Origin of the sequence: Kribbella qitaiheensis, assembly GCF_014217565.1 — a bacterium.
In the GTDB taxonomy this organism is placed as follows: Bacteria; Actinomycetota; Actinomycetes; order Propionibacteriales; family Kribbellaceae; genus Kribbella; species Kribbella qitaiheensis_A.
This window is the reverse complement of the sequence record NZ_CP043661.1, coordinates 5637308-5662644: the sequence shown is the minus strand read 5'-3', so window position 1 is coordinate 5662644 and position 25337 is coordinate 5637308. Positions and strand designations below refer to the sequence as shown.

At 67.3% G+C, this 25337-nt stretch carries 26 protein-coding genes and 1 pseudogene; 14 read left to right on the top strand and 13 right to left on the bottom strand.

From position 1 onward, the window contains the following. Window positions 1-572: 572 nt before the first annotated feature. A complete protein-coding gene (locus F1D05_RS27000; RefSeq protein ID WP_185443276.1) occupies window positions 573-902 on the top strand; it encodes a hydrogenase maturation nickel metallochaperone HypA in 330 nt (109 codons plus the stop codon). 3 nt (window positions 903-905) lie between these two features. Then, complete coding sequence (gene hypB, locus F1D05_RS26995) at window positions 906-1775, top strand: hydrogenase nickel incorporation protein HypB (RefSeq protein WP_185443275.1); 870 nt, start codon at window positions 906-908, stop codon at window positions 1773-1775. A 30-nt stretch (window positions 1776-1805) separates the two neighbouring features. On the opposite strand, the gene F1D05_RS26990 is transcribed toward hypB, so the two are convergent. From F1D05_RS26990 to F1D05_RS26960, 8 genes and pseudogenes are all read right to left on the bottom strand, one after another. Then, a complete protein-coding gene (locus F1D05_RS26990) occupies window positions 1806-3017 on the bottom strand; it encodes a glycosyltransferase 87 family protein (protein WP_185443274.1) in 1212 nt (403 codons plus the stop codon). A gap of 36 nt (window positions 3018-3053) precedes the next feature. After that, complete coding sequence (locus F1D05_RS26985; RefSeq protein ID WP_246485998.1) at window positions 3054-4217, bottom strand: glycosyltransferase 87 family protein; 1164 nt, start codon at window positions 4215-4217, stop codon at window positions 3054-3056. A 176-nt stretch (window positions 4218-4393) separates the two neighbouring features. Next, window positions 4394-5041, bottom strand: a complete 648-nt coding sequence (gene hypE, locus F1D05_RS40950) for a hydrogenase expression/formation protein HypE (protein ID WP_246485997.1) — start codon at window positions 5039-5041, stop codon at window positions 4394-4396. A 22-nt stretch (window positions 5042-5063) separates the two neighbouring features. Beyond that, a pseudogene (locus F1D05_RS40945) lies at window positions 5064-5360 on the bottom strand (AIR synthase related protein); the annotation flags it as partial. Between the two features lie 124 nt (window positions 5361-5484). After that, complete coding sequence (gene hypD / locus F1D05_RS26975; RefSeq protein WP_185443273.1) at window positions 5485-6699, bottom strand: hydrogenase formation protein HypD; 1215 nt, start codon at window positions 6697-6699, stop codon at window positions 5485-5487. Further along, window positions 6696-7016 (bottom strand): HypC/HybG/HupF family hydrogenase formation chaperone, encoded by a 321-nt coding sequence (locus F1D05_RS26970; RefSeq protein ID WP_185443272.1) that lies wholly within the window; start codon window positions 7014-7016, stop codon window positions 6696-6698. The genes hypD and F1D05_RS26970 overlap by 4 nt, the downstream gene beginning before the upstream one ends. Further along, window positions 7007-9310, bottom strand: a complete 2304-nt coding sequence (gene hypF / locus F1D05_RS26965; RefSeq protein WP_206685846.1) for a carbamoyltransferase HypF — start codon at window positions 9308-9310, stop codon at window positions 7007-7009. The genes F1D05_RS26970 and hypF overlap by 10 nt, the downstream gene beginning before the upstream one ends. A gap of 152 nt (window positions 9311-9462) precedes the next feature. Further along, window positions 9463-9957: a helix-turn-helix domain-containing protein gene (locus tag F1D05_RS26960; RefSeq protein ID WP_185443271.1), complete on the bottom strand. Its 495-nt coding sequence runs from the start codon at window positions 9955-9957 to the stop codon at window positions 9463-9465. 242 nt (window positions 9958-10199) lie between these two features. Here F1D05_RS26960 and F1D05_RS26955 point away from each other — a divergent pair, with 242 nt between their 5' ends. The 10 genes from F1D05_RS26955 to F1D05_RS42210 are packed head-to-tail and all read left to right on the top strand — an operon-like array spanning window position 10200 to window position 18281. Then, window positions 10200-11270: a hypothetical protein gene (locus F1D05_RS26955; protein ID WP_206685845.1), complete on the top strand. Its 1071-nt coding sequence runs from the start codon at window positions 10200-10202 to the stop codon at window positions 11268-11270. Between the two features lie 3 nt (window positions 11271-11273). Beyond that, the gene (locus F1D05_RS26950; RefSeq protein WP_185443270.1) at window positions 11274-13085 is read left to right on the top strand and encodes a nickel-dependent hydrogenase large subunit; all 1812 of its coding nucleotides are present in this window, start codon (window positions 11274-11276) and stop codon (window positions 13083-13085) included. Between the two features lies 1 nt (window position 13086). Continuing rightward, entirely contained in the window at window positions 13087-13953 is an 867-nt protein-coding gene (locus F1D05_RS26945) for a NifU family protein (RefSeq protein WP_185443269.1), read from the top strand. Further along, window positions 13950-14639 (top strand): DUF5947 family protein, encoded by a 690-nt coding sequence (locus tag F1D05_RS26940; RefSeq protein ID WP_206685844.1) that lies wholly within the window; start codon window positions 13950-13952, stop codon window positions 14637-14639. The genes F1D05_RS26945 and F1D05_RS26940 overlap by 4 nt, the downstream gene beginning before the upstream one ends. Further along, window positions 14632-15264: a DUF6084 family protein gene (locus tag F1D05_RS26935; RefSeq protein ID WP_185443268.1), complete on the top strand. Its 633-nt coding sequence runs from the start codon at window positions 14632-14634 to the stop codon at window positions 15262-15264. The genes F1D05_RS26940 and F1D05_RS26935 overlap by 8 nt, the downstream gene beginning before the upstream one ends. Next, entirely contained in the window at window positions 15261-16580 is a 1320-nt protein-coding gene (locus F1D05_RS26930) for a hypothetical protein (RefSeq protein WP_185443267.1), read from the top strand. Before F1D05_RS26935 ends, F1D05_RS26930 begins: the two co-directional genes overlap by 4 nt. Next, window positions 16577-17083 (top strand): hydrogenase maturation protease, encoded by a 507-nt coding sequence (locus tag F1D05_RS26925; protein WP_185443266.1) that lies wholly within the window; start codon window positions 16577-16579, stop codon window positions 17081-17083. The genes F1D05_RS26930 and F1D05_RS26925 overlap by 4 nt, the downstream gene beginning before the upstream one ends. After that, window positions 17083-17184, top strand: a complete 102-nt coding sequence (locus F1D05_RS43165; RefSeq protein WP_428994972.1) for a DUF6893 family small protein — start codon at window positions 17083-17085, stop codon at window positions 17182-17184. Before F1D05_RS26925 ends, F1D05_RS43165 begins: the two co-directional genes overlap by 1 nt. Before the next feature lie 6 nt (window positions 17185-17190). Beyond that, window positions 17191-17406 (top strand): HypC/HybG/HupF family hydrogenase formation chaperone, encoded by a 216-nt coding sequence (locus F1D05_RS26920; protein WP_185443265.1) that lies wholly within the window; start codon window positions 17191-17193, stop codon window positions 17404-17406. Next, window positions 17406-18281, top strand: a complete 876-nt coding sequence (locus tag F1D05_RS42210; RefSeq protein WP_219732967.1) for a DUF6390 family protein — start codon at window positions 17406-17408, stop codon at window positions 18279-18281. The genes F1D05_RS26920 and F1D05_RS42210 overlap by 1 nt, the downstream gene beginning before the upstream one ends. Window positions 18282-18633: 352 nt before the next feature. On the opposite strand, the gene F1D05_RS26905 is transcribed toward F1D05_RS42210, so the two are convergent. The 3 genes from F1D05_RS26905 to F1D05_RS26895 all read right to left on the bottom strand — a co-directional run bounded on the left by F1D05_RS26905 (window position 18634) and on the right by F1D05_RS26895 (window position 21296). Further along, window positions 18634-19008, bottom strand: coding sequence for a helix-turn-helix domain-containing protein (locus F1D05_RS26905; RefSeq protein WP_185443262.1), 375 nt, complete (start codon window positions 19006-19008; stop codon window positions 18634-18636). 61 nt (window positions 19009-19069) lie between these two features. Further along, the gene (locus tag F1D05_RS26900; protein ID WP_133978201.1) at window positions 19070-19333 is read right to left on the bottom strand and encodes a muconolactone Delta-isomerase family protein; all 264 of its coding nucleotides are present in this window, start codon (window positions 19331-19333) and stop codon (window positions 19070-19072) included. Window positions 19334-19916: 583 nt separating this feature from the next. Next, complete coding sequence (locus F1D05_RS26895) at window positions 19917-21296, bottom strand: NAD(P)H-quinone dehydrogenase (RefSeq protein ID WP_185443261.1); 1380 nt, start codon at window positions 21294-21296, stop codon at window positions 19917-19919. A gap of 31 nt (window positions 21297-21327) precedes the next feature. Between F1D05_RS26895 and F1D05_RS26890 the strand changes: the two genes are divergently transcribed. Next, complete coding sequence (locus F1D05_RS26890; RefSeq protein ID WP_185443260.1) at window positions 21328-21789, top strand: gamma-glutamylcyclotransferase; 462 nt, start codon at window positions 21328-21330, stop codon at window positions 21787-21789. A 78-nt stretch (window positions 21790-21867) separates the two neighbouring features. Next, window positions 21868-23514 (top strand): phospho-sugar mutase, encoded by a 1647-nt coding sequence (locus tag F1D05_RS26885; protein WP_185443259.1) that lies wholly within the window; start codon window positions 21868-21870, stop codon window positions 23512-23514. Between the two features lie 111 nt (window positions 23515-23625). Here F1D05_RS26885 and F1D05_RS26880 read toward each other — a convergent pair whose 3' ends face one another. Together F1D05_RS26880 and F1D05_RS26875 are read right to left on the bottom strand one after the other, a co-directional pair. Next, complete coding sequence (locus tag F1D05_RS26880) at window positions 23626-24078, bottom strand: hypothetical protein (protein WP_185443258.1); 453 nt, start codon at window positions 24076-24078, stop codon at window positions 23626-23628. Window positions 24079-24292: 214 nt separating this feature from the next. Continuing rightward, entirely contained in the window at window positions 24293-25228 is a 936-nt protein-coding gene (locus F1D05_RS26875; protein ID WP_185443257.1) for a neutral zinc metallopeptidase, read from the bottom strand. Window positions 25229-25337 lie beyond the last annotated feature (109 nt).

The window sequence follows — 25337 nt, the reverse complement described above, 5'->3', positions numbered from 1 at the left end:
CTTCGCGCTTCCTCCGTCAGCGCTCGACCCCACACACCGCAGATCGCCGCTCCTTCGTCGCGGCTCGGTGACCCGCCGGTGTGGTCGGCGAGGCCGGCCTTGGTGGGACTGCCCGGTTCGTGCCGGCCTTCGTGAGACCGGCCCCGGTCCGGGGGTGCCCCCGACCGATCGGCCCCCGATTCGGCGTCTTTGAGCACCGGTTGAGCATTCCCCGCGGTGGCCGTGCTCATCTGGTGCTCAAGGCCCCCGGTGTTCGCGTTGTGTCAGGTGCTACTGGCCGAACGCTGCTTAGCCTGCTCGGCGAGGGCGGGTTCGGGTCGACGGCTACCGGGTCTTTCGTCCGCTGCCGGACTTATCGCGCGCTATCGGCCGAACATCGCGTCAGCGGACGACCAGTGTTCACCCGCCAGCGGCTTACCAGCCCCGAGTCTGCCCGAAGGCGACCCGGTGACCCCCACCATTAGGAGCGGCGAATCCGGGCGGGTGGGAGCGCCGACGAAGGAGGTGCGTGGGGCAGTTGGTGGGTTGGTGAAGGGTGGTTTGGGGCGTGGGGGCGGCGTAGCGTCGGGTGGGTGCATGAGTTGGCTATCGCCGAGAGTGTGGTGGGGGCCGTCGTCGACAAGGTCGGGGATGGGGCGGTGGTCGCGGTGCGGGTGGAGATCGGGCGGTTGTCCGGGGTGGTTGCTGATTCGCTGCGGTTTTGTTTTGAGGTTGTGGTGAATGGGACCGGGTTGCAGGATGCGCGGTTGGACATCGACGAGCCGTCTGGGCGGGCGTACTGTCGAACGTGCGGTGACGAGTTCGAACTCGATGACCCGATCATGTTGTGCCCTTGTGGCAGTGCCGATCTCGAAGTGCTCAGTGGCCAGCAGTTGAGGATTATCTCGGTGGAGGTGGTCTGAGAGATGTGCAGCACGTGCGGATGTGGGCAGCCTGATGGGGCTGGGACCCGGCTGACCGTTGTCCACGGCCACGATCATGAGCACAGTCACGACGATCACGAGCACGCCGCGGGCCATGGCCACGGGCATGGACACGAGGACGGCTCAGGTCATGGGCATGGGCATGAGGCTGGTGCCGCGCACGAGCATGGCCGCGGGCATGGTGTGGAGAAGGTTATTGCTGAGCCGGAGACGCGGACCGTCCTGCTGGAGCAGGAGATTTTGGCTAAGAATGACGGGTTGGCGGCGGCTAATCGGCATAGTTTGGTGGAGCGTGGGATTAGTGCGGTGAATCTGATGAGTTCGCCGGGGTCCGGGAAGACAACCCTGCTCGAGCACACGATTCGGGCGGTTGGGGATCGGCGGCAGGCGCTGGTGATCGAGGGGGATCAGGAGACTCTGTACGACGCTGAGCGGATTCGGGCTACTGGTAGCAAGGTGGTGCAGATCAATACGGGGGCCGGATGTCATCTGGATGCGCAGATGATGAGTTCAGGGCTGGCTGAGCTTGATCCGCCGGATGGGTCGCTCGTGTTCGTGGAGAACGTCGGGAATCTGGTCTGTCCGGCGTTGTTCGATCTCGGTGAGGCTGCCCGGGTGGTGATCATCTCGGTGACGGAGGGCGCGGATAAGCCGGCCAAGTATCCGTACATGTTCCGTACTGCGGATCTCGTTCTGCTGAACAAGATCGATCTGCTGCCGTACGTCGATTTTGACGTGGAGCTGTGTCTGAGTCTGATCGCCCGGATCAAGCCGGATGCGAAGATCCTTCAGGTCTCCGCGACCAAGGGCGACGGCATGGACGCCTGGTACGACTGGCTTGCCAAGCTCTAACCAGCGAACACCGGCTTCATCGAGCTCGAATCAGCTGACGATGGCATCGTCCAGCTCTACCGCACGCTTCTTGGAGCGGGTGCCGATGGCTAACAGGACGGCTGCGGTTAGGGAGAGCCAGAGGTAGGCGTTGCCGGCGACCTGCTGGGGGAGGTTCCACGTGAGTTCGAGGTTGCCTCGGCGTGGGGGCCACCAGATCGGCGCCAGGATGAACAACCCGAACCAAACAGTCGAAAAGGCCACGGGATGACGGCGCCCGAGCTTGGTTGCTGTTAGCAAGGAGATGCCGAGGGGGAGGCACCAGACCCAGTGGTGGCTCCACGACACTGGCGAGCAGAACAGCCCGATCAGCGCGCATACCGACACCGAGGCAAGGTGCTCGCCGCGGAGCCACAGCACTCGGGTCAGCCAAAGGCCGGCGAGCACGGTCAGCAGGACCGCGACCTGCCAGAGTCGGCCGCCGCCGGCGAGATCGCCGGTGACCCGGATCAGATAGCCGTTCCACGACTGGTTCCCGGAGTACGCCAGGCCGCCGATCCGTCCTGTGTCCGACACCATCTGGGTCCAGTAGTCCATCGCCGTCCGCGGCGCCAGCAGGAATCCGATCACCATGGTGCCGAGGAACGCGGCCGACGCGTGCGCGAGGGCCCGCCATTGCTTCGTCACCAGCAGCAGGCCGAAGAAGACCAACGGGGTCAGCTTGATCCCGGCCGCCACGCCGATCCAGATCCCGCGGCGCGAGCGCTTCATGGTGAGTACGTCGTACAGGACGACCGCGCAGAGGATCAGGTTGATCTGGCCGTACGACAAGGTCTCGCGGACCGGTTCGAGCAGCACGGACCCGGCCACCAGAGCCACCAGTACGGCGGGGTGCGGGTGGCCGAAGTACTTGCGCAGGACGTCGAGGTGACTTCGCAGGCTCAGTCGCCAGATCGCGACGAGTGCGATCAGCGACACCAGGACCGACCCGCCGTAGGCGAGCGGCCAGGGCAGCAACGAGACCGGCACCATCACCAGGGCGCCGAACAGCGGATAGGTGAACGGCATCGAGATGTACTTCAGCCGGGCGTCGTACAGGCCCGACGGGTCGGCCAGAATCGACGCGCCACCGAGCCGGTAGACCTTCAGGTCGGCACCGGTGTGCGCCCACACGAACGGCAGCAGCAGGCCGACGATTGCACATATCCCGGCTGCCAGCACCCAACGCCGCTTCGCCGGATCCCCCAGGAACCCCGTGATCACCAACTCAGAGTGACAGCCGAAGGGTGCAGAACTGGCCTAGGCCGCTGGCAGCTTCCGCCCGGGCGTGTCGCGGACCGCGTCCGACCCGGTCTCGCGACGGTCAGCGACAGCCAGCAGTACTACGGCCGCCAGCGCCCCGATCAGGTAAGCGTTGCCGAGGAGTTGGTCTCCAAAAGCCCAGGTCAGCTCGCGATTGTCATGGTTCGGCGGCCACCAGATCGGCGCCACTGCGAACAGCCCGCACCAAAGGGTCCCGACCACGAGACGCCGGCGACCCTGGACGACGCGGATCAGCGACACGCCGAGCGGCAGCGCCCAGACCCAGTGGTGGCTCCAGGAGACGGGCGAGCAGAGCAGGCCGACCAGCGCGCAGATGGAGACCGAGGCGAGCCGGTCGCCGCGCAGCCACAGCAGCCGCGAGAACCAGAGCCCACCGAGCACGGTCAGCCCGACCAGCGCCAGCCAGACCAGGCCGCCGCCGTCGAGATCGCCGGTCAACCTGATCAGGAAGGCGTTCCACGACTGGTTGCTGGAGAACGCGAGCCCGCCGATCCGGGTGGTGTCGGAGACCAGCGAAGTCCAGTACTCCGTGGCCGAGTGCGGCGAGACCAGGAAGCCGACAAGGACCGTGGCGGCGAACGAGCCCCCGGCGTACAGCAGCGCCTTCCATTGCCGGGTGAAGACCAGCAGCCCGAGGAAGACGAGCGGGGTCAGCTTCACCCCGGCCGCCAGCCCGATCCAGATCCCGCGACGGGAGTGCTTGAGCTCGAGTACGTCGTACAGGATCAACGCGCAGAGCATCAGATTGACCTGGCCGAATCCGAGCGTCTCGCGGACCGGCTCGAGCAGCAGCGAGCCGGCGACGACCGCCAGCAGCAGCGCGGAAGGAATGCCGCGTCCCAGTGACAGCCGCCACACGAAGACGAGGCTGACCACGGTGCCGACCGTCCACAGAGCGACCGCAAAAGGCCAGGGCAGCAACGCGAACGGGACCATCACGACAGCGGCGAACGGCGGATAGGTGAACGGCAGCCCCGCCAGCCGCGCGTCGTACAAGGTCGAAGCGTCGTCAAGGAGGGTTCGGCCGCCGAGGCGGTACACCTTCAGGTCGACCAGCGAGTGCTGCCAGAGCATCGGCAGAATGATGCCGGCGGCAACACAGATCGCTAAGGCCGCCGCCCACCTCAGTTTGGTCCGCACAGCAGGAATCCTGGCACGGTGGGGAGGCCACCACACCAGGACCCGCGGCCGAGCCAGGGTCTCAGCGCCGTTCGCCCCGACCCGCTGACGCGATGTTCGCCCGATGGCGCCCAATAAGTCCGCTATCGGGCGAGAAACCTGTCAGTGGCCGAACAACCCGCCAGCGCATTGCAGCTTCAGCAGATTCTGGGGAGTTGTTCTCCGATCGGGGTGTCCACGACGCGGGTGGCGCCGAAGGTGGTCTTGGTGACGACCATGCCGGGATGGTCCGTGACGCATTCGCCGATGACGGCGGCGTCGGCGCCCAGTGGATGGGCGCGCATGGTGGCGAGCAACTCGTCGGCCTGGTCGCGGGCGACGATCGCGAGCAGCTTGCCCTCGTTGGCGACGTACAGCGGGTCCAGGCCGAGGAACGAGCAGGCGTTGGCGACGGTTTCGGGGATGGGCAGGTCGCTTTCGGTCAGCTCGATGCCGACTCCGGCCGCTTTGGCGATCTCGTTGAGCGAGGTGGCGACGCCACCGCGGGTCGGGTCGCGCAGTACGTGCAGGTCGGGGGTGGTGTCGAGCATCGCCGCGACCAGGCCGTTGAGAGGGGCGCAGTCGGAGACGACCTCGGTGCCGAACGAGATGCCTTCGCGGACGCTCATGATGGCGATGCCGTGGACACCGATCATGCCGCTGATGATCACGACGTCACCCGGTGCGGCCCGCTGCGGGCGGATGTCGACGCCCTCGCGAACCAGGCCGATGCCGGCGGTGTTGATGTAGACGCCGTCGCCATGTCCGGAGTCGACGACCTTGGTGTCGCCGGTCGCGATGATCACGCCGGCCCCGCTCGGCCGCCTGCCCGAGGTCCTTCGCGATCCGGCCGACGACGGAGAGCTCGACGCCTTCTTCGAGGATGAACCCGCAGGACAGGTACGCCGGCTGGGCGCCCGACATGGCGAGATCGTTCACGGTCCCGTTGACCGCGAGGTCACCGATGCTGCCGCCCGGGAAGAAGAGCGGCTGGACCACGAACGAGTCGGTCGAGAACGCCAGCCGGGCGCCGCCCAGCGTGACCACCGCCGAATCCGTCAACCCCTCCAGCAACGGATTCGAGAACGCCGGTACGAACAGGTGCTCGATCAACTCCCCCGACATCTGTCCGCCGCCCCCGTGCCCCATCACCACCCGCGGGTGATCACGAAGCGGCAGCGGACAGGTCCATCCGTCGAAATTCGGCGGCTGGAGCTCAGGCATTGCTGGGTCCGGAAGCATTACTTGCTCAGCCAACAGAACTCACCTCTTTGTTGTCGGCGGAGGTCTGCTGCGATGCGGCCGGAGAGGTAGCAGACGGCGAGGTCGCACCGGCCAGAGAGTTGTCACCCATCGCGGTGGGTGCAGGAGTTGGGGTTTGCAGGCGGCGGTAGAGGTAGTAGGCGGCGCAGGCGCCTTCGGAGGAGACCATGGTGGCGCCGAGGGGGTTTCGGGGGGTGCAGAGCGTGCCGAAGGCTTCGCACTCGTGCGGTTTGATGTGGCCCTGGAGGACCTCGCCGCTGCGGCAGACGGTCGACTCCTCGGTCTTGATGTCGCGAACCTGGAACCTGTACTCCGCGTCGTACTCGCGATAGCGCTCGGACAGCCGCCAGCCGCTCTGCGGGATCATCCCGATCCCCCGCCAGGCTCTGTCGGTGGTCTCGAACACGTCCGCCAGCATCGCCTTCGCCGCCGGGTTGCCCTCGTCGCGAACCGCCCTGCGATAAGCGTTCTCCAGCGTGTGTTCGCCCTTCTCCAGCTGGATCACCGTGCGCAGGATCCCGGCCAGGATGTCCAACGGCTCGAAGCCGGTGACGACGATCGGCACCTTGTACTTCTCGGCCAGCTCCGGATACTCCTCCACTCCCATCACGCTGCACACGTGCCCGGCCGCGAGAAACGCCTGCACCCGGCAGTTCGGCGACTGCATGATCGCCTCGATCGCCGGTGGCACCCGCACGTGCGACACCAGCAGGCTGAAATTCTCGATGCCGAGCTTCTTCGCCTGGTACACCGTCATCGCGTTCGGCGGCGCGGTCGTCTCGAACCCGATCCCGAAGAACACCACCTGCTTGTCCGGGTTCTCCCGGGCCAGGTTCAGCGCGTCCAGCGGCGAGTACACCACCCGGACGTCGCCGCCCTCACTCTTGATCCGGAACAGGTCCCGCCCACTGCCCGGCACCCGCAGCATGTCACCGAAGGAACAGAAGATGACGCCGGGCTGGGACGCGATCTCCAGCGCCTTGTCGATGATCTCCAACGGCGTCACACACACCGGACAGCCCGGCCCGTGGATCATCTCGACCCCGTCCGGCAGCAACTGGTCGATGCCATGCCGCACGATCGTGTGCGTCTGACCGCCGCAGACTTCCATCATCGCCCACGGCTGGGTGACGGTCGCGTGGATCTGGTCGACCAGCCGCTTGGCCAGCGCCGGATCGCTGAACTCCGCCAGATACTTCATGCCGTTTCCTCCTTCGAGTACTCCGTGCCGGGTGGCCGGCGTTCTCCGGCCTGCTGCGCGGCGATCCCCCAGTGATCGCCGAACTCCTCCTCCAGGGCGCCCAGCGACCGGTAGAGGTCCAGCGACTGCATCGCCGACTCCTCGTCCAGCCGCTGCAGGGCGAAGCCGACGTGCACGATCGTGTACTCACCGACCTGTAGGTCGGGCAGATACGCCAGGCAGACGTCCTTGATCACCCCGCCGAAGTCGACCTTGCCCATCCGGGTGTCGTCCTGATCGCGGATCTCCACCACTCTTCCCGGGACTGCTAGACACATGCTGCTTCCTCCTTCCGTGGCGGGACGCGGGCCGCGACGGCCAGCTGCCCGAGTGCGAGACCTGCATCAGTAGGCGGCACCCGGCACGGCCGCAATACCTTGAAACCTGCCCTCGACAATGCCCTGTTACTTGCTGACAGCAACAACCGGTTGACGAACACTCCACCCGACAACGCGACGGTGTCCAGCCCGGACACCGACCTGACCTGGTCGGCGATCGTCACCATCACGTCCGCGACGGCCCGATGGAAGCGCGCCCCGATCACGCCGGCCTCCACTCCGTCCAGAACGTCCCGTACTACGGCCGCCAGCACCGGCGCCGGATCGATGACCCCGGCCCCGACCGCGAACTCGTACCCCGGCTCGTCCCGATGATCGACAGCCAACCCCTCCAGCTCGATCGCCGCCTGAGCCTCGTACCCGACCCGATGACACACACCGGCCAGTGACGACACGGCGTCGAACAACCGACCCATACTCGACGTCGGCGCACAGGCGATATCGCGCTCCAGCTGCACCCGCAACAACTCCTGCTCGGTGCAAGCGCGAACAGCCGGCAGCCGCGCATCCCACGGCAGACCAGCCGCCCGGAGATGCGACAACGCCATCCGGCAGGGATTCAGTACGCCGGCGTCGCCACCCGGCAACTGCACATACTTCAGATGCGCGTACCGCTCGAACCCCTCGTAGTCCGCCAGCAGCACCTCGCCGCCCCAGACCGCCCCGTCGTCGCCGTATCCGGTCCCGTCGAACGCGAACCCGATCACCCGGGCCCCGTCGTACCCGTGCTCAGCCAGCACCGACGCGATGTGCGCATGGTGATGCTGTACGCCGACCACCGGCCGCCCATCGGCGTGCAGCTCGGCCCACTGCCGAGACCTGTACGACGGGTGCTTGTCGGTCACGAGCACCTCGGGCCGCACCCCGGTCAACTCCTCGAGATGCTGCTCGGCGCGCTCGAAGGCCTGCAGGGTCGACAGATCATCCATGTCGCCCACGTGCGCCGAAAGCCACGCGTAGCGGTCGTCTCCCAGGCAGAACGTGTTCTTCAGATCCCCACCTACCGCCAACGTGGGCCGGACCGGCACCGGCAACGCGATCGGGAACGGCGCGTAGCCCCGCGACCGGCGGATCGGCAGCTCGACGCCGTCGACCATCCGCACCACCGAGTCGTCACAGGGCACGTGGATCGGCCGGTCGTGGCCGAGCCACGCATCCGCCAGCAGCCCAAGGCGATCCCACGCCTCTTCGTCGGAGGTCACGATCGGCTCGCCGGAGAGGTTGCCGCTGGTCAGCACCAGCACACACGGCCCTGGCTGGTCGAACAGCAGGCGATGCAACGGCGTGTACGGAAGCATGATGCCGAGATCCGGATTGCCCGGCGCCACCTGGTCGGCCAGGCAGGTCCCCGGCCGGCGGCGAACCAGCACGATCGGCCGCCGGTGGTCGGTGAGCAGTCGCGCCTCGTCCTCGTCGACGAACGCGAGCCGCCGCGCGGTGTCCAGATCCGCAGCCATCACGGCGAACGGCTTGTCCCCGCGATCCTTGCGCTTGCGCAGGGTCTCGACGGCGGCCGGGTCGGACGCGTCGCAGGCGAGGTGGAACCCACCCAGGCCTTTCACGGCAAGGATCGAGCCGGCGTCGAGCAGCCGATGCGCGCCGGCCAACGCGTCCTCGTCGTACCGCGGATCTTCACCAGGCGCGGCCAGCTCCAGCCTGGGGCCGCAGTTCGGGCACGCGATCGGCTGGGCATGGAACCTGCGGTCGGCCGGATCGGCGTACTCGTGGGCGCAGTCCGGGCACAGCTCGAACGACGCCATCGTGGTGGTCGGCCGGTCGTAGGGCAGGCCGGTGATGATGGTGAAGCGCGGCCCGCAGTTCGTACAGGTGATGAAGGGATGGCGGTACCGCCGGTCGCCCGGATCCGCGAATTCGGCCAAGCAGTCGTTGCAGGTGGCAACATCTGGTGAGACCAGGGTCCGTCCCGGGCCGGTCGCCGAACTCCGGATCACGAAGGCCGTTCCGCCCACCACGGCGAGCTCGGTCGACAGCACCCGCTCGACCACGGCCAGCGGTGGTGCGTCCGTGCTCAAGCGCGCGGTGAAGCGCTCGACAGCCACCCGGGCGCCTTCGATCTCGACGACGACGCCGGACGAATTGTTGGCGACCTCACCGGACAGCCCGAGCTCCCTGGCCAGCGCATAGACGAACGGACGGAAACCGACGCCCTGAACCGCGCCGGAGACGGTGATCCGGGCACGGACGCGGACAGTTTCATCGCTCGTGGGACCCACCACCCAGACTGGAATTGTCAGCTCGATGTTCGGATCAGGCCGCTCGCAATGGCGAATTCGGTCATCAACGGATTCTTTCGCAGCGTAGACCCGATAACCAGCCCACACCAGATCGGCAGAGATTTCGGGGAAGAGCTGAAAACTTTTCTCTTTCAACCGGTTGTCGGTGGCCCGAAGATGGCGTGCACCCGGCGCAGGTCGCGCAGTCGTGGTTCGGTGTCGCCGCGCAGCCAGCGGCTGATGGTCCGGACCGAGACACCGATCCGGCTCGCGGCCGCCTCCTGGGAGAGGCCTTGGCGACCGAGTACTGCGTTGAGCCAGGCGGCGAACGGCTCGTCCCCGACCCGCGGACTCGTGGTCCGGCCGGCGCCGTGCAGGACCTCTACCTCGACGCCATCAGGGAAGATCCGAACCGTCACGTCGAAGGCGCCGTTGTCCGGTCCGGCCGCAGCCAGCATGGCGTCGGTGATGGCGTGGTAAAGCGCCGCACCCTCGGCCGGCTCCAGCATCATGGGCTCAAGTGCCTCGCGGACGAAGATCTCGGCGTCCGGCAGCGAGCCCGGCCGAGCCGGGAAGGTGTGGGCGACGACGACCACCGGCGAGACGAGCAGGCCGAAGTCGCCGCCCGGCAGGGGATCGTCGGACATCTCAGCACGGGCTCTCGGAGGATGCGTCGGTAGTCAACGGTAGCCGCCTGCCCGCGCCCCGTCGACAGGTTGACAATTCAGCCGGAAATGCCTCGCGTCAGGGTGCCGGAGCGCTGGACATTGTCGCGGAATCCCGGAATCCCGGATTTCCCGAACCTGCCATTAATACCCGACACAAGTGTCTGTCCCCGTGCGGATTCCGGACGTAGCGTCGAAGGAACTCCCCGAGGAGGCTACGTGCGATGTCGATGACCCTGGAACCGGAGCAGGCGCAAGAAACAGCCGACGAGGGTGTTGTTCACATCCTCTGGATGAACGGCGGACTCAGCTGTGACGGAGACTCCGTCGCACTCACCGCGGCCACCCAGCCGAGTATCGAAGAGATCGTGCTCGGCGCGCTGCCGGGCCTACCCAAGATCGCGGTGCACTGGCCGCTGATCGACTTCGAGTGCGGCCCCGAGACGGGTGCCGACAACTTCATCGAGTGGTGGCACAAGGCCGACCGCGGTGAACTCGAACCGTTCGTCCTGGTGGTCGAGGGCTCGATCCCGAACGAGGCGATCAAGTCTGAGGGTTACTGGGCCGGGTTCGGCAACAACCCGGCGACCGGGCAGCCGATGAAGACCTCCGAGTGGCTCGACCGGCTGGCCCCGAAGGCGACCGCGGTGGTTGCCGTCGGCACCTGCGCGGCGTACGGCGGGATCCACGCGATGGCGGGCAACCCGACCGGCGCGATGGGCGTGCCCGACTACCTCGGCTGGAGCTGGAAGTCGAAGGCCGGACTGCCGATCGTCTGCGTGCCGGGCTGCCCGATCCACCCCGACAACCTGTCCGAGACGCTCGTCTACCTGCTCTACCAGGTGGCCGGCCAGGCCCCGATGATCCCGCTCGATGCCGAACTGCGACCGCAATGGCTGTTCGGCCGGACCGTGCACGAGGGCTGTGACCGGGCCGGCTACTACGAGCAGGGCGACTTCGCCAAGGAGTACGGCTCGCCGAAGTGCCTGGTGAAACTCGGCTGCTGGGGGCCGGTGGTGAACTGCAACGTGCCCAAGCGCGGCTGGATCAACGGCGTCGGCGGCTGCCCCAACGTGGGCGGTATCTGCATCGCCTGCACGATGCCGGGCTTCCCCGACAAGTTCATGCCCTTCATGGACGAACCACCGGGCAGCAAGGTGTCCGTCGCGGCCAGCACGGTCTACGGCACGGTCATCCGCCGGCTCCGCAAGATCACCCAGAACACCGCGAACAAAGAGCCCAAATGGCGCCACAAGGGCTCGGAGCTCGCTACCGGCTACAAGAAGGTCTGGTAAGCAATGACCACCACCGAACCGAAGGTCGGCCAGCACCTCGAGCCCGATGCGGGCAAGGATTCCGACGTCGTCGAGATGGCCTGGGACCCGATCACCAGGATCGTCGGCAGCCTGGGTATCTACGCCAAGGTGAACTTCAAGAACAAGACGGTCGAGGAGTGTCACAGCACCTCGTCGATCTTCCGCGGCTACAGCATCTTCATGAAGGGCAAGGATCCGCGCGACGCGCACTTCATCACCAGCCGGATCTGCGGCATCTGCGGCGACAACCACGCGACCTGCTCGGTCTACGCCCAGAACATGGCGTACGGCGTCGCGCCGCCACACCTCGGAGAGTGGATCGTCAACCTCGGCGAAGCCGCGGAGTACATGTTCGACCACAACATCTTCCAGGAGAACCTGGTCGGGGTGGACTACTGCGAGCGGATGGTCAAGGAGACCAACCCCGGCGTGCTGGAGCTGGCGAACCGGACCGAGGCGCCGCACGCCGGCGACCACGGCTACAAGACCATCGGCGACATCATGCGCTCGCTGAACCCGCTCGAGGGCGACTTCTACCGCGAGGCGCTGCACGTCAGCCGCTACACCCGGGAGATGTTCTGCCTGATGGAGGGACGCCACGTCCACCCGTCGACGCTCTACCCGGGCGGCGTCGGCACGGTCGCGACGATCCAGCTGTTCACCGACTACCTGACCCGGCTGATGCGCTACATCGAGTTCATGAAGAAGGTCGTGCCGCTGCACGACGACCTGTTCGACTTCTTCTACGAGGCTTTGCCCGGCTACGAGCACGTAGGCGAGCGGCGCATCCTGCTCGGCTGCTGGGGCAGCCTGAACGACCCGGCGATCTGTGACTTCAAGTACGAGAACATGGATGCCTGGGGCAAGCGGATGTTCGTCACCCCCGGCGTCATCGTGGACGGCAAGCTGGTCACCAACAACCTGGTGGACATCAACCTCGGGATCCGGATCCTGCTCGGCAGCTCGTTCTACGACGACTGGGCCGGCGGCGACCACGAGAAGTTCGTCGACAGGGACCCGCTGGGCAACCCGGTCGACGTCCGGCACCCGTGGAACCAGCACACCATCCCGAAGCCGCAGAAGCGCGACTTCGCGAACGCGTACAGCTGGACGATGTCGCCGCGCTGGTTCGACGGCAAGGACCACCTCGCGCTCGACACCGGCGGCGGTCCGATCGCCCGCCTCTGGTCGACCGCGCTGTCCGGACTGGTCAACACCGATTACATCCAGGCCACCGGTCACAGCGTCAAGATCCAGCTCCCCCGGACGGCGCTCAAGCCGGCCACGGAGTACGAATGGAAGATCCCGCGCTGGAGCAACGCGCTCGAGCGGAACCGGGCGCGGACCTACTTCCAGGCGTACGCCGCCGCGCTCGCGCTGCACTTCTGCGAGAAGGCGATGGCCGAGGTCAGGGCCGGCCGGACCGAGACCTGGACGCCGTTCAAGGTGCCGGACAACGCGATCTCGTGCGGCTTCACCGAAGCCGTCCGCGGCGTGCTCTCGCACCACATGGTGATCCGCGACGGCAAGATCGCGAACTACCACCCGTATCCGCCGACCCCGTGGAACGGCAGCGTGCGGGACAGCTACGGGACACCCGGTCCATACGAGGACGCGGTCCAGAACACGCCGATCTTCGAGGAGAATCCACCGGATCGGTTCAAGGGCATCGACATCATGCGGGCGGTCCGTAGTTTCGACCCCTGCCTGCCGTGTGGCGTGCACATGTACGTCGGCAACGGGAGAGAGAAAACGCATCTCCATTCGCCAACACTCGCGGTGAAGCCTTACTGAGATGGACCGACGCGACGCGCAAGCGCTGAGCGAACGGATCGACGTGCTGCTGGACGAAGTTCAGCGGCGCGCCGAGCCGGCGGTCACCGAGAAGGTCGAGGAGCTGGTCCGCGCCGTGTTGTCCCTGCACGGCGCGGGCCTCGAACAGCTGCTCGCCCGGCTGGACCAGGCCCAGGTCCGCGATCTACTGACCGATGACCTGGTCACCGGCATGCTGCTCCTGCACGACCTGCATCCGGATGACGTGGCTACCAGGATTCAAGGCGCGCTGGACAGCGTTCGGCCCTACCTGGGCTCGCACGCCGGCGGGATCGACTACCTCGGCATCGACGACGACGGCATCGTCCACCTGCGGTTGCAGGGCAGCTGTGAAGGCTGTCCGGGATCGACCGCGACGGTGCGCCTGACCGTCGAGAACGCAGTACTGGATGCCGCTCCTGAGGCGGTTGCCGTCGATGTCGAAGGGATGGTCGCGGCGAAAAAGCAGACGCTGTTGACGATCGAGCCCTACTCGACCAGGCCGGATGGTCGCGGCAGCCAGGACAGCGAGGGCTGGCATCGGGTGGACCTGGTCACCGCACCGGGACAGCTGCAGAAGCTGATGGTCGCCGACCTGGAGCTGCTGATCGCCAACCTCGACGGCACTTTCGTTGCTTATCGCAACAGCTGCCCGGTCTGCTCGTCGGTCCTGCAGCACGGCAAGCTGGACGGCGATCAGCTCACCTGTCCGCGCTGCACTGCCGAGTACGACGTACGCCTGGCCGGCCGAGCGCTGGCACCCGTCGGAGCACCTGCCCTCGAAGCATTGCCGCTGTTGCCGGACGGTACCGGCTGGAAGGTCGCGATCCCGGGGAGGCAGCCCGCGTGAGGCCTTCGTCGACGCTGCGGGCGTTAGCGCGGGACAAACCGCTCGCACGCCCGGGCCCAGCACCGCAGGACATCGACCCGGTCGCGGTGCTGCGCGGGTTCACGGGTGGGGTACGGCAGCAGTTGGCGCCCGGTGAGCAGTGCGAGATGTGCGCCGTACCGATCGGGCCGCAGCACCAGCACATCGCCGACGTACCGGATCACCGGCTGCTGTGCACGTGCCGGCCGTGCTACCTGCTCTTCAACGTGGAATCGGCCTCCCGCGGCCATTACCGCGCAGTACCGGAGAATTATCGCTTCAACGCGGACTTCTCGATGACGTCGGCGCAGTGGGAGGCGCTCGGGATCCCGGTGAACCTGGCGTTCATGTTCCACCAGACCGACCAGGACAAGCACGTCGCGTTCTATCCAAGCCCGGGTGGCGCCACCGAATCGCTGCTCGACCTGGCCAGCTGGGACGAGGTGGTCGCCGCGGATCCCGTGCTGGACGGCCTGATCACGGATGTCGAGGCAGTACTGCTGCGCCGGCTGGACGACGGGTTCGAGTGCTACCTGGTGCCGATCGACTCATGCTACGAGCTGGTCGGGATCGTCCGGCAGTACTGGGAGGGTTTCGCGGGCGGTGAGGAGGTCTGGGGACGGATCGACGAATTCTTCGCGAGCGTGAAGGAGCGTTGCCGTGGTTGATCTCGACTTCACCTGCACCGGCGCGGACGCCGACCGGTACGCCGCGACGCCGAACGTCCTGCTGCACCTGCGCATCACCGAGACGACTGGTACGCCGGTGCACGCGCTCGCGTTGCGCTGCCAGATCCGGATCGAGCCGATCCGGCGCCGCTACGACGACGAGGAAGGCGCCGCCCTCGCCGACCTTTTCGGCGATCGGGCCCGCTGGGGTGAGACGGTGAAACCGCTGCAACTGGCCTTCGTCACCCAGATGGTGCCCGGCTTCACCGGAACGACCGAGGTGGATCTGCACCTGCCGTGCAGCTACGACTTCGATGTCGCCGCGCACAAGTATCTCTACGCACTCCGCGATGGCGGCGCGCCCCTACTGCTGCTTTTCAACGGCACGATCTTTACCGGCAAGCCCGGAACTCTCTCGGTGACTCCGGTGGCGTGGGAGAAGGAGACGTCGTACGCCCTGCCGGTGCCGGTCTGGCGGGAGGCGATGGATCTGCACTTCCCCGGTGCGGCCTGGCTGAGGCTGCGGCGGGAGACGTTCGACAAGCTCTACGACTACCGGGCCCGCGAGGCCTTGCCTGGTTGGGATGACGCGATCGAACGGCTGCTGAAGGAGAAGCTGGAATGAGTTCTTCCATCGAAGGGGCTCAGACTTCTTCTTTTGAGAGTGTTCAGCAGATCGCGGATGCCTTGCTGTTCGAGGGGTACGTGCTCTACCCGTATCGGGCGTCCGACGGGAAGAACCGGGTGCGCTGGCAGTTCGGCGTACTGATGCCGCCTGCCTATGGACTCGTCGACCCATCAGAACGCACCTGGTCGCAGACCGACTGCTTGCTCGATGGTGGAGACGCTGAGCTCACCGTGCGGATCCGCTTCCTGCAGGCGCAACGGCGTACGGTGCTGGACGCTGCCGGGGGCGAGGTCGACTCCTTGCAGACCGAGGACGCGTCGTACGTGCCGTGGGACGAGGCGGTGGAGCGATACGTCGACATTTCGGTGTCGCTGGGCGACCTGCCGTGTGAGCGCGACTTCGAGATCCCCGGTGGGGTCGAGGACGAAGTGATCGGTGCGGTCGGGTCGTTGCGACGGACCAGACAGCCACTTGCCGGAGTACTTGCCCTGAGCAAGGAAGAGCTGCCCGGACCGTACGGCGTCAACCGGTTACGGCTGCGGGTGGAGAACCGTAGTACCGGCGACGACGCCGACCGCATCGGGGCGCTGCGGCAGGCGTTGATCGCGCATCACCTGCTCGTCGCTGCCGAGGGGTGCCGCTTCATCTCGTTGCTCGAACCGCCGGAGTGGGCGAGCGGCTACGTGGCCGACTGCGAGAACCTCGGGATCTTCCCGGTACTGGCCGGCGACCTGCTGTTGTCGTCGCCGATCATCCTCTACGACCACCCGCAGATCGCGCCGGAGTCGCAGGGAGACCTGTTCGACGCGACCGAGATCGACGAGATCCTCAGCCTGCGGACGATGACCCTGACCGAGGAGGAGAAACGTGAGGTCCGTGGTACCGATCCGCGCGCCGCGGCGATGCTGGAGAGGGTCGACTCGATGCCGCAGGAGATCCTGGACCGGCTGCACGGCACGGTTCGCTACCTTCGCAATGTCACCACCCCCGAACCGGCCCCTGCCGACGCGCCCTGGTGGGATCCCGGCAACGACGCCTCGGTATCCCCCGAGACCGACACGGTGATGGTCGGCGACGTTGCTGTCGGCAACGGAGTACGGGTCCGGTTGCGGCCCGGCATCCGGCGGGCCGACGCGCAGGACATGTTCCTGGCGGACCGGGTCGGCACCGTGGTCGCCGTTTTGTCGGACGTCGACGGTGAGACGCATATCGCCGTCGCACTCGATGGCGAGGAGGGCGAGGTGCAACGCTCACACGGCCGGTACCTCTACTTCAGCCCGGACGAGATCGAGCCGCTGGTGAGTACGCGATGAGGATCCTGGTGGCCGGCCTCGGCAACGTGTTCTGCTCCGACGACGCCTTCGGGGTCTCGGTGGTGGAGAAGCTCGCCGGGCAGGAATGGCCGGTAGGCGTCGAAGTACGAGACTTCGGCATCCGCGGGATCCACCTGGCGTACCAACTGCTCGAGCCGTACGACCTCGTCGTACTCGTCGACGCCGTCCATCGGGACGGACCGCCCGGCACCCTGTACGTCGTCGAGGCCGAGCCGCCGGCCGAGCCCGGCCCCGACGTCAGCATGGACGCGCACGATCTGGCGCCCGACGCCGTGCTCTCGCTTGTTCCGCGACTTGGTGGGACCTTGGGAACGGTGGTCGTGGTCGGCTGCGAACCGGCCGAGCTGGGAACCGGGATCGGACTCACCCCCGCGGTCGAGGGTGCTGTCGAGACCGCCGCACAACTGGTGACCGACCTGGTCATCGGCCATGCCACCACATCGGCCCAGGCGCCGGTGGGGGCGACAGAAGGGAAGTCGTGATGCGCTGGGTATTCCTCGGAATCGTCGTCGCAGTCGTGCTCGGAGTCGGCTACGGGGTCGTCCCCGACACGCTGCGGTATCTCCGGCTCCGGAACATGTAGCGGCCTATGTGTCTGGGCATCCCGGGACGCATCGTCGCCACCACCCCGGGCCTCGACCTCGGTCAGGTCGAGGTCGCCGGCGTGGTGCGCGAGATCAACCTCGCCCTGCTGGACGGACCGTTCGTCGAGGGTGAGTACATCTTGATCCACAGCGGCTTCGCGCTCGAACGCATGAGCCCGGAGCGGGCGGCGGACGCCCTGGCGTTCTTCGGCGGCGACTGATGACGACCGGTCCGGTGTTGTTCGCCCGGTACGCACTTGCCCCGAACCGCCTGGGGTATTGCGGCCCTGCGGACAGCGCCGCACTGCTCGCCGCGGGCTCAGCGGCTGGATCTGCGCCTGGTTCTGCGGGTGGTTCTGCGGGTGGATCTGCGGGTGGTTCTGCGGGTGGTTCTGCGCCTGGTTCTGCGGGTGGTTCTGCGGGTGGTTCTGCGGCTGGTTCTGCGGGTGGATCTGCGCCTGGTTCTGCGGGTGGTTCTGCGGGTGGTTCGAGAGAGGCGAGTGCTCGGGGGGCGACCGCCTCCAACGGGGAGGCTGTCGCCGTACTGCGGGAGTTGGCGCGGCAGTTCGAGGGGGCCTGGCCTTATCTGGAGCTGATCGCCCGCGCGACCGGGATCCGCGACCCGCTCGACGCGCGGGTGGTGGAGGCGTACTGGGTCGGCAATCCCCTGCTGGAGGACGTCGGCAAACCGTTCAAGGCGGGCGGGATGCCGCATCACAGCTACCAGGTGTTCTCGGTCTACCCGTGGGCCGACCTGCTCGCGGACGAACGCAGTACGGGCCAGGCTTTGCATGTCCTCGACCAGTGCCGGATTCGCTGGGGCCGGGTCATCGCCGACACCGGCGACCAGGTCGTCGTCGAATCCCGCCCGTTGACCTGGAACGGCCAGCTCCTGGCCCTTGGTGTGCTCCGCCAGGAAACGGTGATCCGCTCCGCCGACGGCATCGACCTCCTCGGCCGACTACAGCCCGGCGACTGGGTCTCCCTGCACTGGCAATGGATCTGCGACCGCCTCGACCTCCCCCGCCTGACCGCCCTACGCGACTATTCGGCGTACCACCTGGAAATCACCAACAACCGCCTCGCCCTGGTTTAGCGGAGCGCCTCGCTCTGGTCTAGCGGAGCGCCTCGCCCTCGTTTACCGGCGGCGCCTCACCCTTGTTTACCGGCGGCGCCTCACCCTCGTTTACCGGCGGCGCCTCGCCCTCGTTTACCGGCGGTGCTCGACCTGGTTTAGCGGCGGCGCCTCGCCCTCGTTTACCGGCGGCGCCTCACCCTCGTTTACCGGCGGCGCCTCACCCTCGTTTACCGGCGGCGCCTCACCCTCGTTTACCGGCGGCGCCTCACCCTCGTTTACCGGCGGCGCCTCACCCTCGTTTACCGGCGGCGCCTCACCCTCGTTTACCGGCGGCGCCTCACCCTCGTTTACCGGCGGTGCTCGACCTGGTTTAGCGGCGTTGCGGGGCTCGGGCTGGTACGTCGGGGCCGAGGATCCAGTTGCCAGTCGCGATCGCGGGGCGCTGGGTCGTGCTGCGGTGGGCGTTGAGGTGATCCGGCTCCCAGTGGGTCGGCTCCTCGGTGAGGCCGAGCAGGTACGTGACGGTGCAGTCGAGCGCCGCCGCCAACTCGGGCAGCCGGACGACATCCACACCAGCGCCGTGCTCGAAGCTGCTCAGAGTCTTGTTGGTCGTCCGGATCCCCCGCCGGCCAAGCCTGGTGACGACCTGCTTCTGGGTCAGCCCCAACTGCAGGCGACGGATCCGCAGGCGATGCGAGACGATCAGGTGCCGGTCGACGTACAGGTCGTCCTTGTCACTGAACATGCGGCCCCCTCCCGTCCCTGCCACCATCCTCCGGGCCGGAGAGTCCGTCAATCACCCAGACTCAGCGGTCCATCTCCGCAAGCGCATGCACGGTGTACCGAGCGAAGTTGAACACCGGCGCCCGCCCGAGGAGCCGCTCGAACTCCTCATGCGAGTCGACGTCGTAGATCCACGCCCCACCATGCGATCCGACAACGTGGTATCGGGACAGCACCTTCCCCTCCCGCTGCAGGCGTTCGCCGTACTCCGGCATCGATCCCACCGCACGAGCCATCTCCGGCGAGAGCAAACTCAGCTCCATCTGCCAGATCACCAGAAACTTCACGCCCACCTCCCGACTCAGAACTCGAGTCTAGAGCGAGTACTCCCCACGCCGCTCGCGCGTCGCTGCTCCCACGCCGCTCCTGCGTCGCTGCTTTCACCCGCCCAGGGATCGCGGCCCCTCCATCGCCCCCGCAGGACGGACGTCTTTGTGCACCAGCCTGAGCACTCCGCCCCCGGAAAACGCTCACCGGATGCACAAAGGCAGGCAACCGATGCGGGCGTTCCGCGCCTTTGTGCGCGGCCTGAGTATGCGATCGGCCCGGAACACTCATCCGATGCACAAAGACATCCCTGCCGCAGGCAACGGGGCCGGGGGCGGGGCCTCCCCAGGCCCCCACGCAACCACCACCTGGGCAATCCACGCTCGCCCGGCTGCCCCGAGCCCCAATCAGGTTCCGCGCACCGACGTGGCCGAGCGGCGACGCAGGAGCCGCGACCCACAGGCGGGTGGGAGCGGCGACATAGGAGCTGCGTGGGATTCACCCATCCACCTTCATCGCCCGACCGCAGTCGTCGAGCGGCGACGCAGGAGCCGCGACCCACAGGCGGGTGGGAGCGGCGACATAGGAGCAGCGTGGGAAGGCTCAGGAGCGCAGGTGGAGCCTTCGGGCTGCCTCGGCGATCGAGCCGGAGACGGACGGGTAGACGGTGAACGACTGGGCCATCTGGTCGACCGTCAGCCGGGCGCCGACCGCGAGCGAAATCGGGTGGATCAGCTCGCTAGCCCGCGGAGCCACCACCACCCCGCCCACGATGATCCCCGTGTTCGGCAGGCAGAAGAGTTTGATGAAGCCATCGCGCACACCCTGCATCTTCGCCCGGGCGTTGTCCGCGAGCGGCACCTTGACGACCATCGCAGTACTGCCACCCGCATCCAGCACGGCCTGGGTCAGCCCGACCGTCGCGATCTCGGGCGCGGTGAAGACGTTCGAGGACACGGTCGACTGGTTCAGCGGGGCGACCGCGTCACCGAGGGCGTGGGACATCGCGATCCGGCCCTGCATCGCGGCTACCGAGGCGAGCATCAGTACGCCGGTGCAGTCGCCCGCCGCGTACACCCCGCGCGCCGACGTACGGGAGACCCGGTCGACGGTGATGAAGCCGCCGTCGCCGAGCGACACGCCCGACTCGACGAGCCCCATGTCTTCGGTGTTCGGGAGGGACCCGACCGCCAGCAACGCGTACGAGCCCTCGACCGTCCGGCCATCCGTGAGCGTCACGATGACCCCGTCGCCCTGCCGGCGTACCGACTCGGCCCGGGACTTGCCGAGCACGGTCATACCGCGCCGCTTGAAGACGTCCTCGAGCACCTCGGCCGCGTCCTGGTCCTCGCCTGGCAGGACCCGGTCCCGCGAGGAGACCAGCACCACGTCGCTGCCGAGCGCGTCGTACGCGCTGGCGAACTCCGCGCCCGTAACGCCTGACCCGACAACAATCAGCCGCTCGGGGAGCTCTTCGAGCTCGTAGACCTGCTCCCAGGTCAGGATCCGCTCGCCGTCCGGTTCGGAGCCGGCCAGGATGCGCGGCCTTGCCCCGGTGGCGATCAGGACCACGTCGGCCTCGAGCCGCTCGTCACCGACCACGACCGTCTCCGGCCCGTCGAGCCGGCCGCGGCCGTGGATCACCCGGATCTTGTCGTCGGCGAGTCGCCGCGAGATCCCCTCGGACTGGGCCGCCGCGAGCGCCTTGACCCGCTTGTTGACGACGGAGAGATCGACACGCACGGAGTTCGCCGGATCGTCGTCTCCATCCTCGAGCCGTACGCCGAGCTGGCCGGCTTCCTCGACCTCCGTCATCACCTCCGCGGTGGCGATCAGGGTCTTGCTCGGAACGCAGTCCGTGAGCACGCACGACCCGCCGATCCCGTCGGAGTCGACGACTGTCACCTCCGCCCCTAATTGGGCGGCCGCACTCGCCGCTTCGTACCCGCCAGGACCGCCACCGATGATCACAACTCGCGCCACGAGAGGCCATTGTTCCGTATCCTGTGATCTCGTGACCCTGTACGCCGCGTTTGCGTCGAATCTGGACCCGAATCTGATGGCCGAGCGGTGCCCGTTCTCGCCCTTGCGCGGGACCGGGTGGATCGTCGGCTGGCGCCTCACCTTCGGTGGCGAGGAGCTCGGCTGGGAGGGCTCGATGGCGACCGTCGTCGAGGATCCCGCCGATCCGGGCAACCAGGTCTTCGTCGCGCTCTACGACATCAGCCCGCAGGACATCGAGCGGCTGGACGAGTGGGAGTGGATCGACCAGGGCGTCTACCGCAAGATCCAGGTCCGGGTAGCCACCCTCGACGGTGAGCAACTGGCCTGGATGTACGTCCTGAACGCCTACGAGGGCGGTCTCCCCTCGGCTCGCTACCTCGGCATCCTCGCCGAGGCGGCCGAGGCCGCCGGCGCCCCGGACGACTACGTGGCCGACCTCCGCGCCCGCCCCTGCCAGTCCTCCGGCCACTGACACGTTGCGTCCGAAGAACTGCGGGGCAGGCCCCTCGCCGCTTCGGACGCAAGGGGTGGAGACGGGCGATATCGTGCGGTGGTGACCGTCAATGAAGATGTTCGTGCCGCCGCCGAAGCCTGGCTGAGCGAGGACCCTGATCCCGATACCCGGGCCGAGCTGCAGCAGTTGCTGGAGACCGACGCCGGGGATGCACTGGCCGACCGGTTCAGCGGGAAGCTGGAGTTCGGTACTGCGGGGTTGCGGGGCGCTGTCGGCGCCGGGCCGAACCGGATGAACCGGGTGGTGGTGATCCGTGCCGCGGCCGGCCTCTGCGCCTACCTCAAGGCGAACGGGCTCACCGACGGACCCGTCCTGATCGGGTACGACGCGCGGCACAAGTCGGACATCTTCGCGCAGGACACGGCCGCTGTGGTCCGCGGCGCCGGGCTGGACGCCGTACTGCTGGACCGCCCGGCCCCGACGCCCGTGGTCGCCTTCGGGATCCAGCACCTCAAGGCGGTCGCCGGTGTCGTCGTCACGGCGTCGCACAACCCGCCGCAGGACAACGGGTACAAGGTCTACCTCGGTGACGGCTCGCAGATCGTGCCGCCGGCCGACAGCGAGATCGCCGCCGCCATCGACGCGGTCGGCCCGCTGGCATCCGTGCCACGGGGTGAAGGCTGGCAGATGGCCGGGGACGACCTGCTGGGCGCCTACCTGGACCGCATCGCGACGCTGGTCCCGGCGGACGCTCCGCGCGACCTGAACGTGGCCTACACGCCGTTGCACGGTGTCGGGCGGGCTCTGGTCGAGCAGGCCGTGGCGCGTGCGGGGTTCGCAGAACCGGCTGTGGTTGCTTCGCAGGCGGATCCGGACCCGGACTTCCCGACGGTGTCGTTCCCGAACCCGGAGGAGCCGGGCGCGATCGACGCCGCGCTGGAGCTGGCTCGCGCCCAAGGCTCCGACATCGCTGTCGCGAACGATCCCGATGCGGACCGATGCGCTGTCGCAGTACCGGATCCTGCTGCTGCCGGTGGCTGGCGGATGCTGCGCGGGGACGAGCTGGGCGGGCTGCTCGGCGAGTTCCTGTTGTCGTCCGGGCCGGACGGGGTCGCCGCCTGCTCGATCGTGTCGTCGTCGCTGCTGAGCAAGATCGCGACGGCGTACGGAGTGCGGTACGTCGACACGCTCACCGGGTTCAAGTGGATCGGACGGGTGCCGGAGCTGGTGTTCGGCTACGAGGAGGCGCTCGGGTACTGCGTCGATCCGTCGGCCGTGAAGGACAAGGACGGCATCTCGACGCTGGTGCGGGTGTTGCAGTTCGCTGCGCAGGCCAAGGCCGAGGGGCGGACTTTGCTGGATCTGCTGGACGACCTGGCGAAGAAGTACGGGCTGCACGCGACGGACCAGTTGTCCGCGCGGGTGGAGGACCTGAGCCTGATCGGGGCAGCGATGGACCGGTTGAGGGCGACGCCCCCGACCTCGCTCGGCGGACACGCGGTCGAGCAGGTCGACGACCTGAACGAAGGCACCGAGACGCTGCCGCCGACCGATGGGTTGCGCTACCACCTGTCCGAGGGTGCGCGGGTCGTCGTACGACCGTCAGGGACCGAGCCCAAGCTGAAGTGCTACCTGGAAGTCGTGATCCCGGTGGCCGGTGACGACGTCGCGGCCGCCCGCGCCCAGGCGGCGGATGAACTGGCCGCCATCAAGAAGGACCTGGCCGCCGCCGCAGGCATCTGAAACACCCGCTTGCGTCCGAACTAGCGAGGGGTCTGCCCCTCACCCCTTCGGACGCAAGCGCCGGCGAAAAGCAGGGGCCCCTGGTGAGAGGGGCCCCTGACCAAGCTGAGGTCAGCGGACGCCGGCCTTTTGCTGCTCGGCCTGCTCGGCGCGTAGTGAACTCTGCAGCGAGGAGTGCAGGATCCGCAGGGTGCTGGTGGACTGCATCAGCGCCTCTCGCTCGTCGGAGTTCCGGTTCGCGAGGTCGGTGATCTCGTTGATGCTCGCCTCGATCCGGCCGATCCGGTCGGCGACCGTGCCTTCACCGCTGCTGGCCCGGCGAACCGCCTCGGACGTGATCGTCCAGACGTCCTCGCGGTCGTTCGTACGGCGGGACAGGTCGACCATCTGGCCGAGTGCGGCCAGATCGCTGTCCACCTGGTTCCGCTCGACCGGTTTTGTCAGTCCCGCGGTGGCCTTGCGCAGCCGGGTGACATGCCCGGACAGCTCGGACCAGCTACAGGTACCACTCTTGATCTTGTCCAGCACCCGCGTGTACTCGGTGTTGAACTCGTCGTAGTTCACGATCCCTTGACTCCTGCCGTTCGTCGTTCGACACAAGACTGTAAGGCGTGCGGACCCGAAACACAGTAACCACACGATCGCAGATCGTGTACGTGTCGGCAAAACGCGAAGGCGCCCGGAATGCAGAACGCATTCCGGGCGCCTTGGTTACACGGTCGGCCGTGGTTGCCGTGCAGTGTTACCGAACTGCATCAGACTCCACCCGCCGGGTCGATCAGGAGATGCGGGTACCGGCCGCGGTGAAGGTCCGGCAGCTACCTGCGTGCTGCCCCTTGCCGTCACCGTTGTAGCCGGCCAGCGACCAGAAGTTGTGGTTGGTCCACGAGCCGTGGTCACGCGGGTAGCCCGGCATGTCACCGGAGTGCGAGACGACGTACTTCCACTGGGTCAGCAGTCCACCCGACATCGGGTAGGCCTTCTTGTTCGCGCTGATGTAGGCCGAACCGAGGCAGGAGGCCTGCAGCTCACGCCGACGGCTCTCGGCCAGGGCCGCGTCGCCGCTCATGTGCTGCTGGCGCCACCACGACGCGGTCAGGATGCTATTCATCGACTGCACGTGGTGTCCGTACTCGTGCGCGATCGTGTTGGTCGCGTACGCGACGGCGAACGTCGGGTTCTGCGCGTAGTAGTTCACGATCTGGCGCCACGGGATGTAGATCGTGCCGGATCCCGCCGAGCAGTAGAACGACGTCGGTCCGGTGACCGAGCCGCACTGGGTGTTGATGGTGTTGTAGCCGTGCACGACCAGGCCGGGCTTGACGTCATAGCGGCCGTGGGCGCGCCAGATGATCGGCCTCCACGCGGCGTACATGCAACGGACCATCTCCTGCTCGAAGTACCGGACCCGGTACTCCGTGTTCAGGGCGACGTTCGGGCGCTTGCAGCCCGAGGCCGGGATGTACGGCGTGTTGTACAGCGCGTTGTTGGCGACCGCGTTGTAGGAACTGGACGCGTTCCAGCCGGACGTCGCTTCGATGCCGCGCGTGCCGGACGTCGTCGGCGGCTTCACTGCCGCGCCCGCGATCGGGATCGGCTGTTCCGTGGCGCCGGCCGGGGTGGCCTGGGCGCTCGGGATGGCGAGGGCAGCGCAACTGGCCAGGGCGATGGCGCCCACCAGCCCGCGCAGCTTCTTGCTGGAGAGGTTGTACATACGCTCCACTCTCGAGTACTTGGGGACTAACGGAGCCATCCTGGATCACCGAAAGGTTCATCCGGGGTGGACATGGGCTCCGACGCAATCAGTTGCTGTGAAGTTCCAC

Bases quoted from the DNA above. Each gene is read 5' to 3' on its own strand.
- F1D05_RS26875 (WP_185443257.1), bottom strand. From the start codon at position 25,228: ATGTACAACCTCTCCAGCAAGAAGCTGCGCGGGCTGGTGGGCGCCATC.
- F1D05_RS42210 (WP_219732967.1), top strand. From the start codon at position 17,406: ATGACGACCGGTCCGGTGTTGTTCGCCCGGTACGCACTTGCCCCGAAC.
- F1D05_RS26905 (WP_185443262.1), bottom strand. From the start codon at position 19,008: ATGTTCAGTGACAAGGACGACCTGTACGTCGACCGGCACCTGATCGTC.
- F1D05_RS26970 (WP_185443272.1), bottom strand. From the start codon at position 7,016: ATGTGTCTAGCAGTCCCGGGAAGAGTGGTGGAGATCCGCGATCAGGAC.
- F1D05_RS26955 (WP_206685845.1), top strand. From the start codon at position 10,200: ATGTCGATGACCCTGGAACCGGAGCAGGCGCAAGAAACAGCCGACGAG.
- F1D05_RS26930 (WP_185443267.1), top strand. From the start codon at position 15,261: ATGAGTTCTTCCATCGAAGGGGCTCAGACTTCTTCTTTTGAGAGTGTT.
- F1D05_RS26920 (WP_185443265.1), top strand. From the start codon at position 17,191: ATGTGTCTGGGCATCCCGGGACGCATCGTCGCCACCACCCCGGGCCTC.
- F1D05_RS26945 (WP_185443269.1), top strand. From the start codon at position 13,087: ATGGACCGACGCGACGCGCAAGCGCTGAGCGAACGGATCGACGTGCTG.
- hypD (WP_185443273.1), bottom strand. From the start codon at position 6,699: ATGAAGTATCTGGCGGAGTTCAGCGATCCGGCGCTGGCCAAGCGGCTG.
- F1D05_RS43165 (WP_428994972.1), top strand. From the start codon at position 17,083: ATGCGCTGGGTATTCCTCGGAATCGTCGTCGCAGTCGTGCTCGGAGTC.
- F1D05_RS26960 (WP_185443271.1), bottom strand. From the start codon at position 9,957: ATGTCCGACGATCCCCTGCCGGGCGGCGACTTCGGCCTGCTCGTCTCG.
- F1D05_RS26925 (WP_185443266.1), top strand. From the start codon at position 16,577: ATGAGGATCCTGGTGGCCGGCCTCGGCAACGTGTTCTGCTCCGACGAC.
- F1D05_RS26950 (WP_185443270.1), top strand. From the start codon at position 11,274: ATGACCACCACCGAACCGAAGGTCGGCCAGCACCTCGAGCCCGATGCG.
- hypB (WP_185443275.1), top strand. From the start codon at position 906: ATGTGCAGCACGTGCGGATGTGGGCAGCCTGATGGGGCTGGGACCCGG.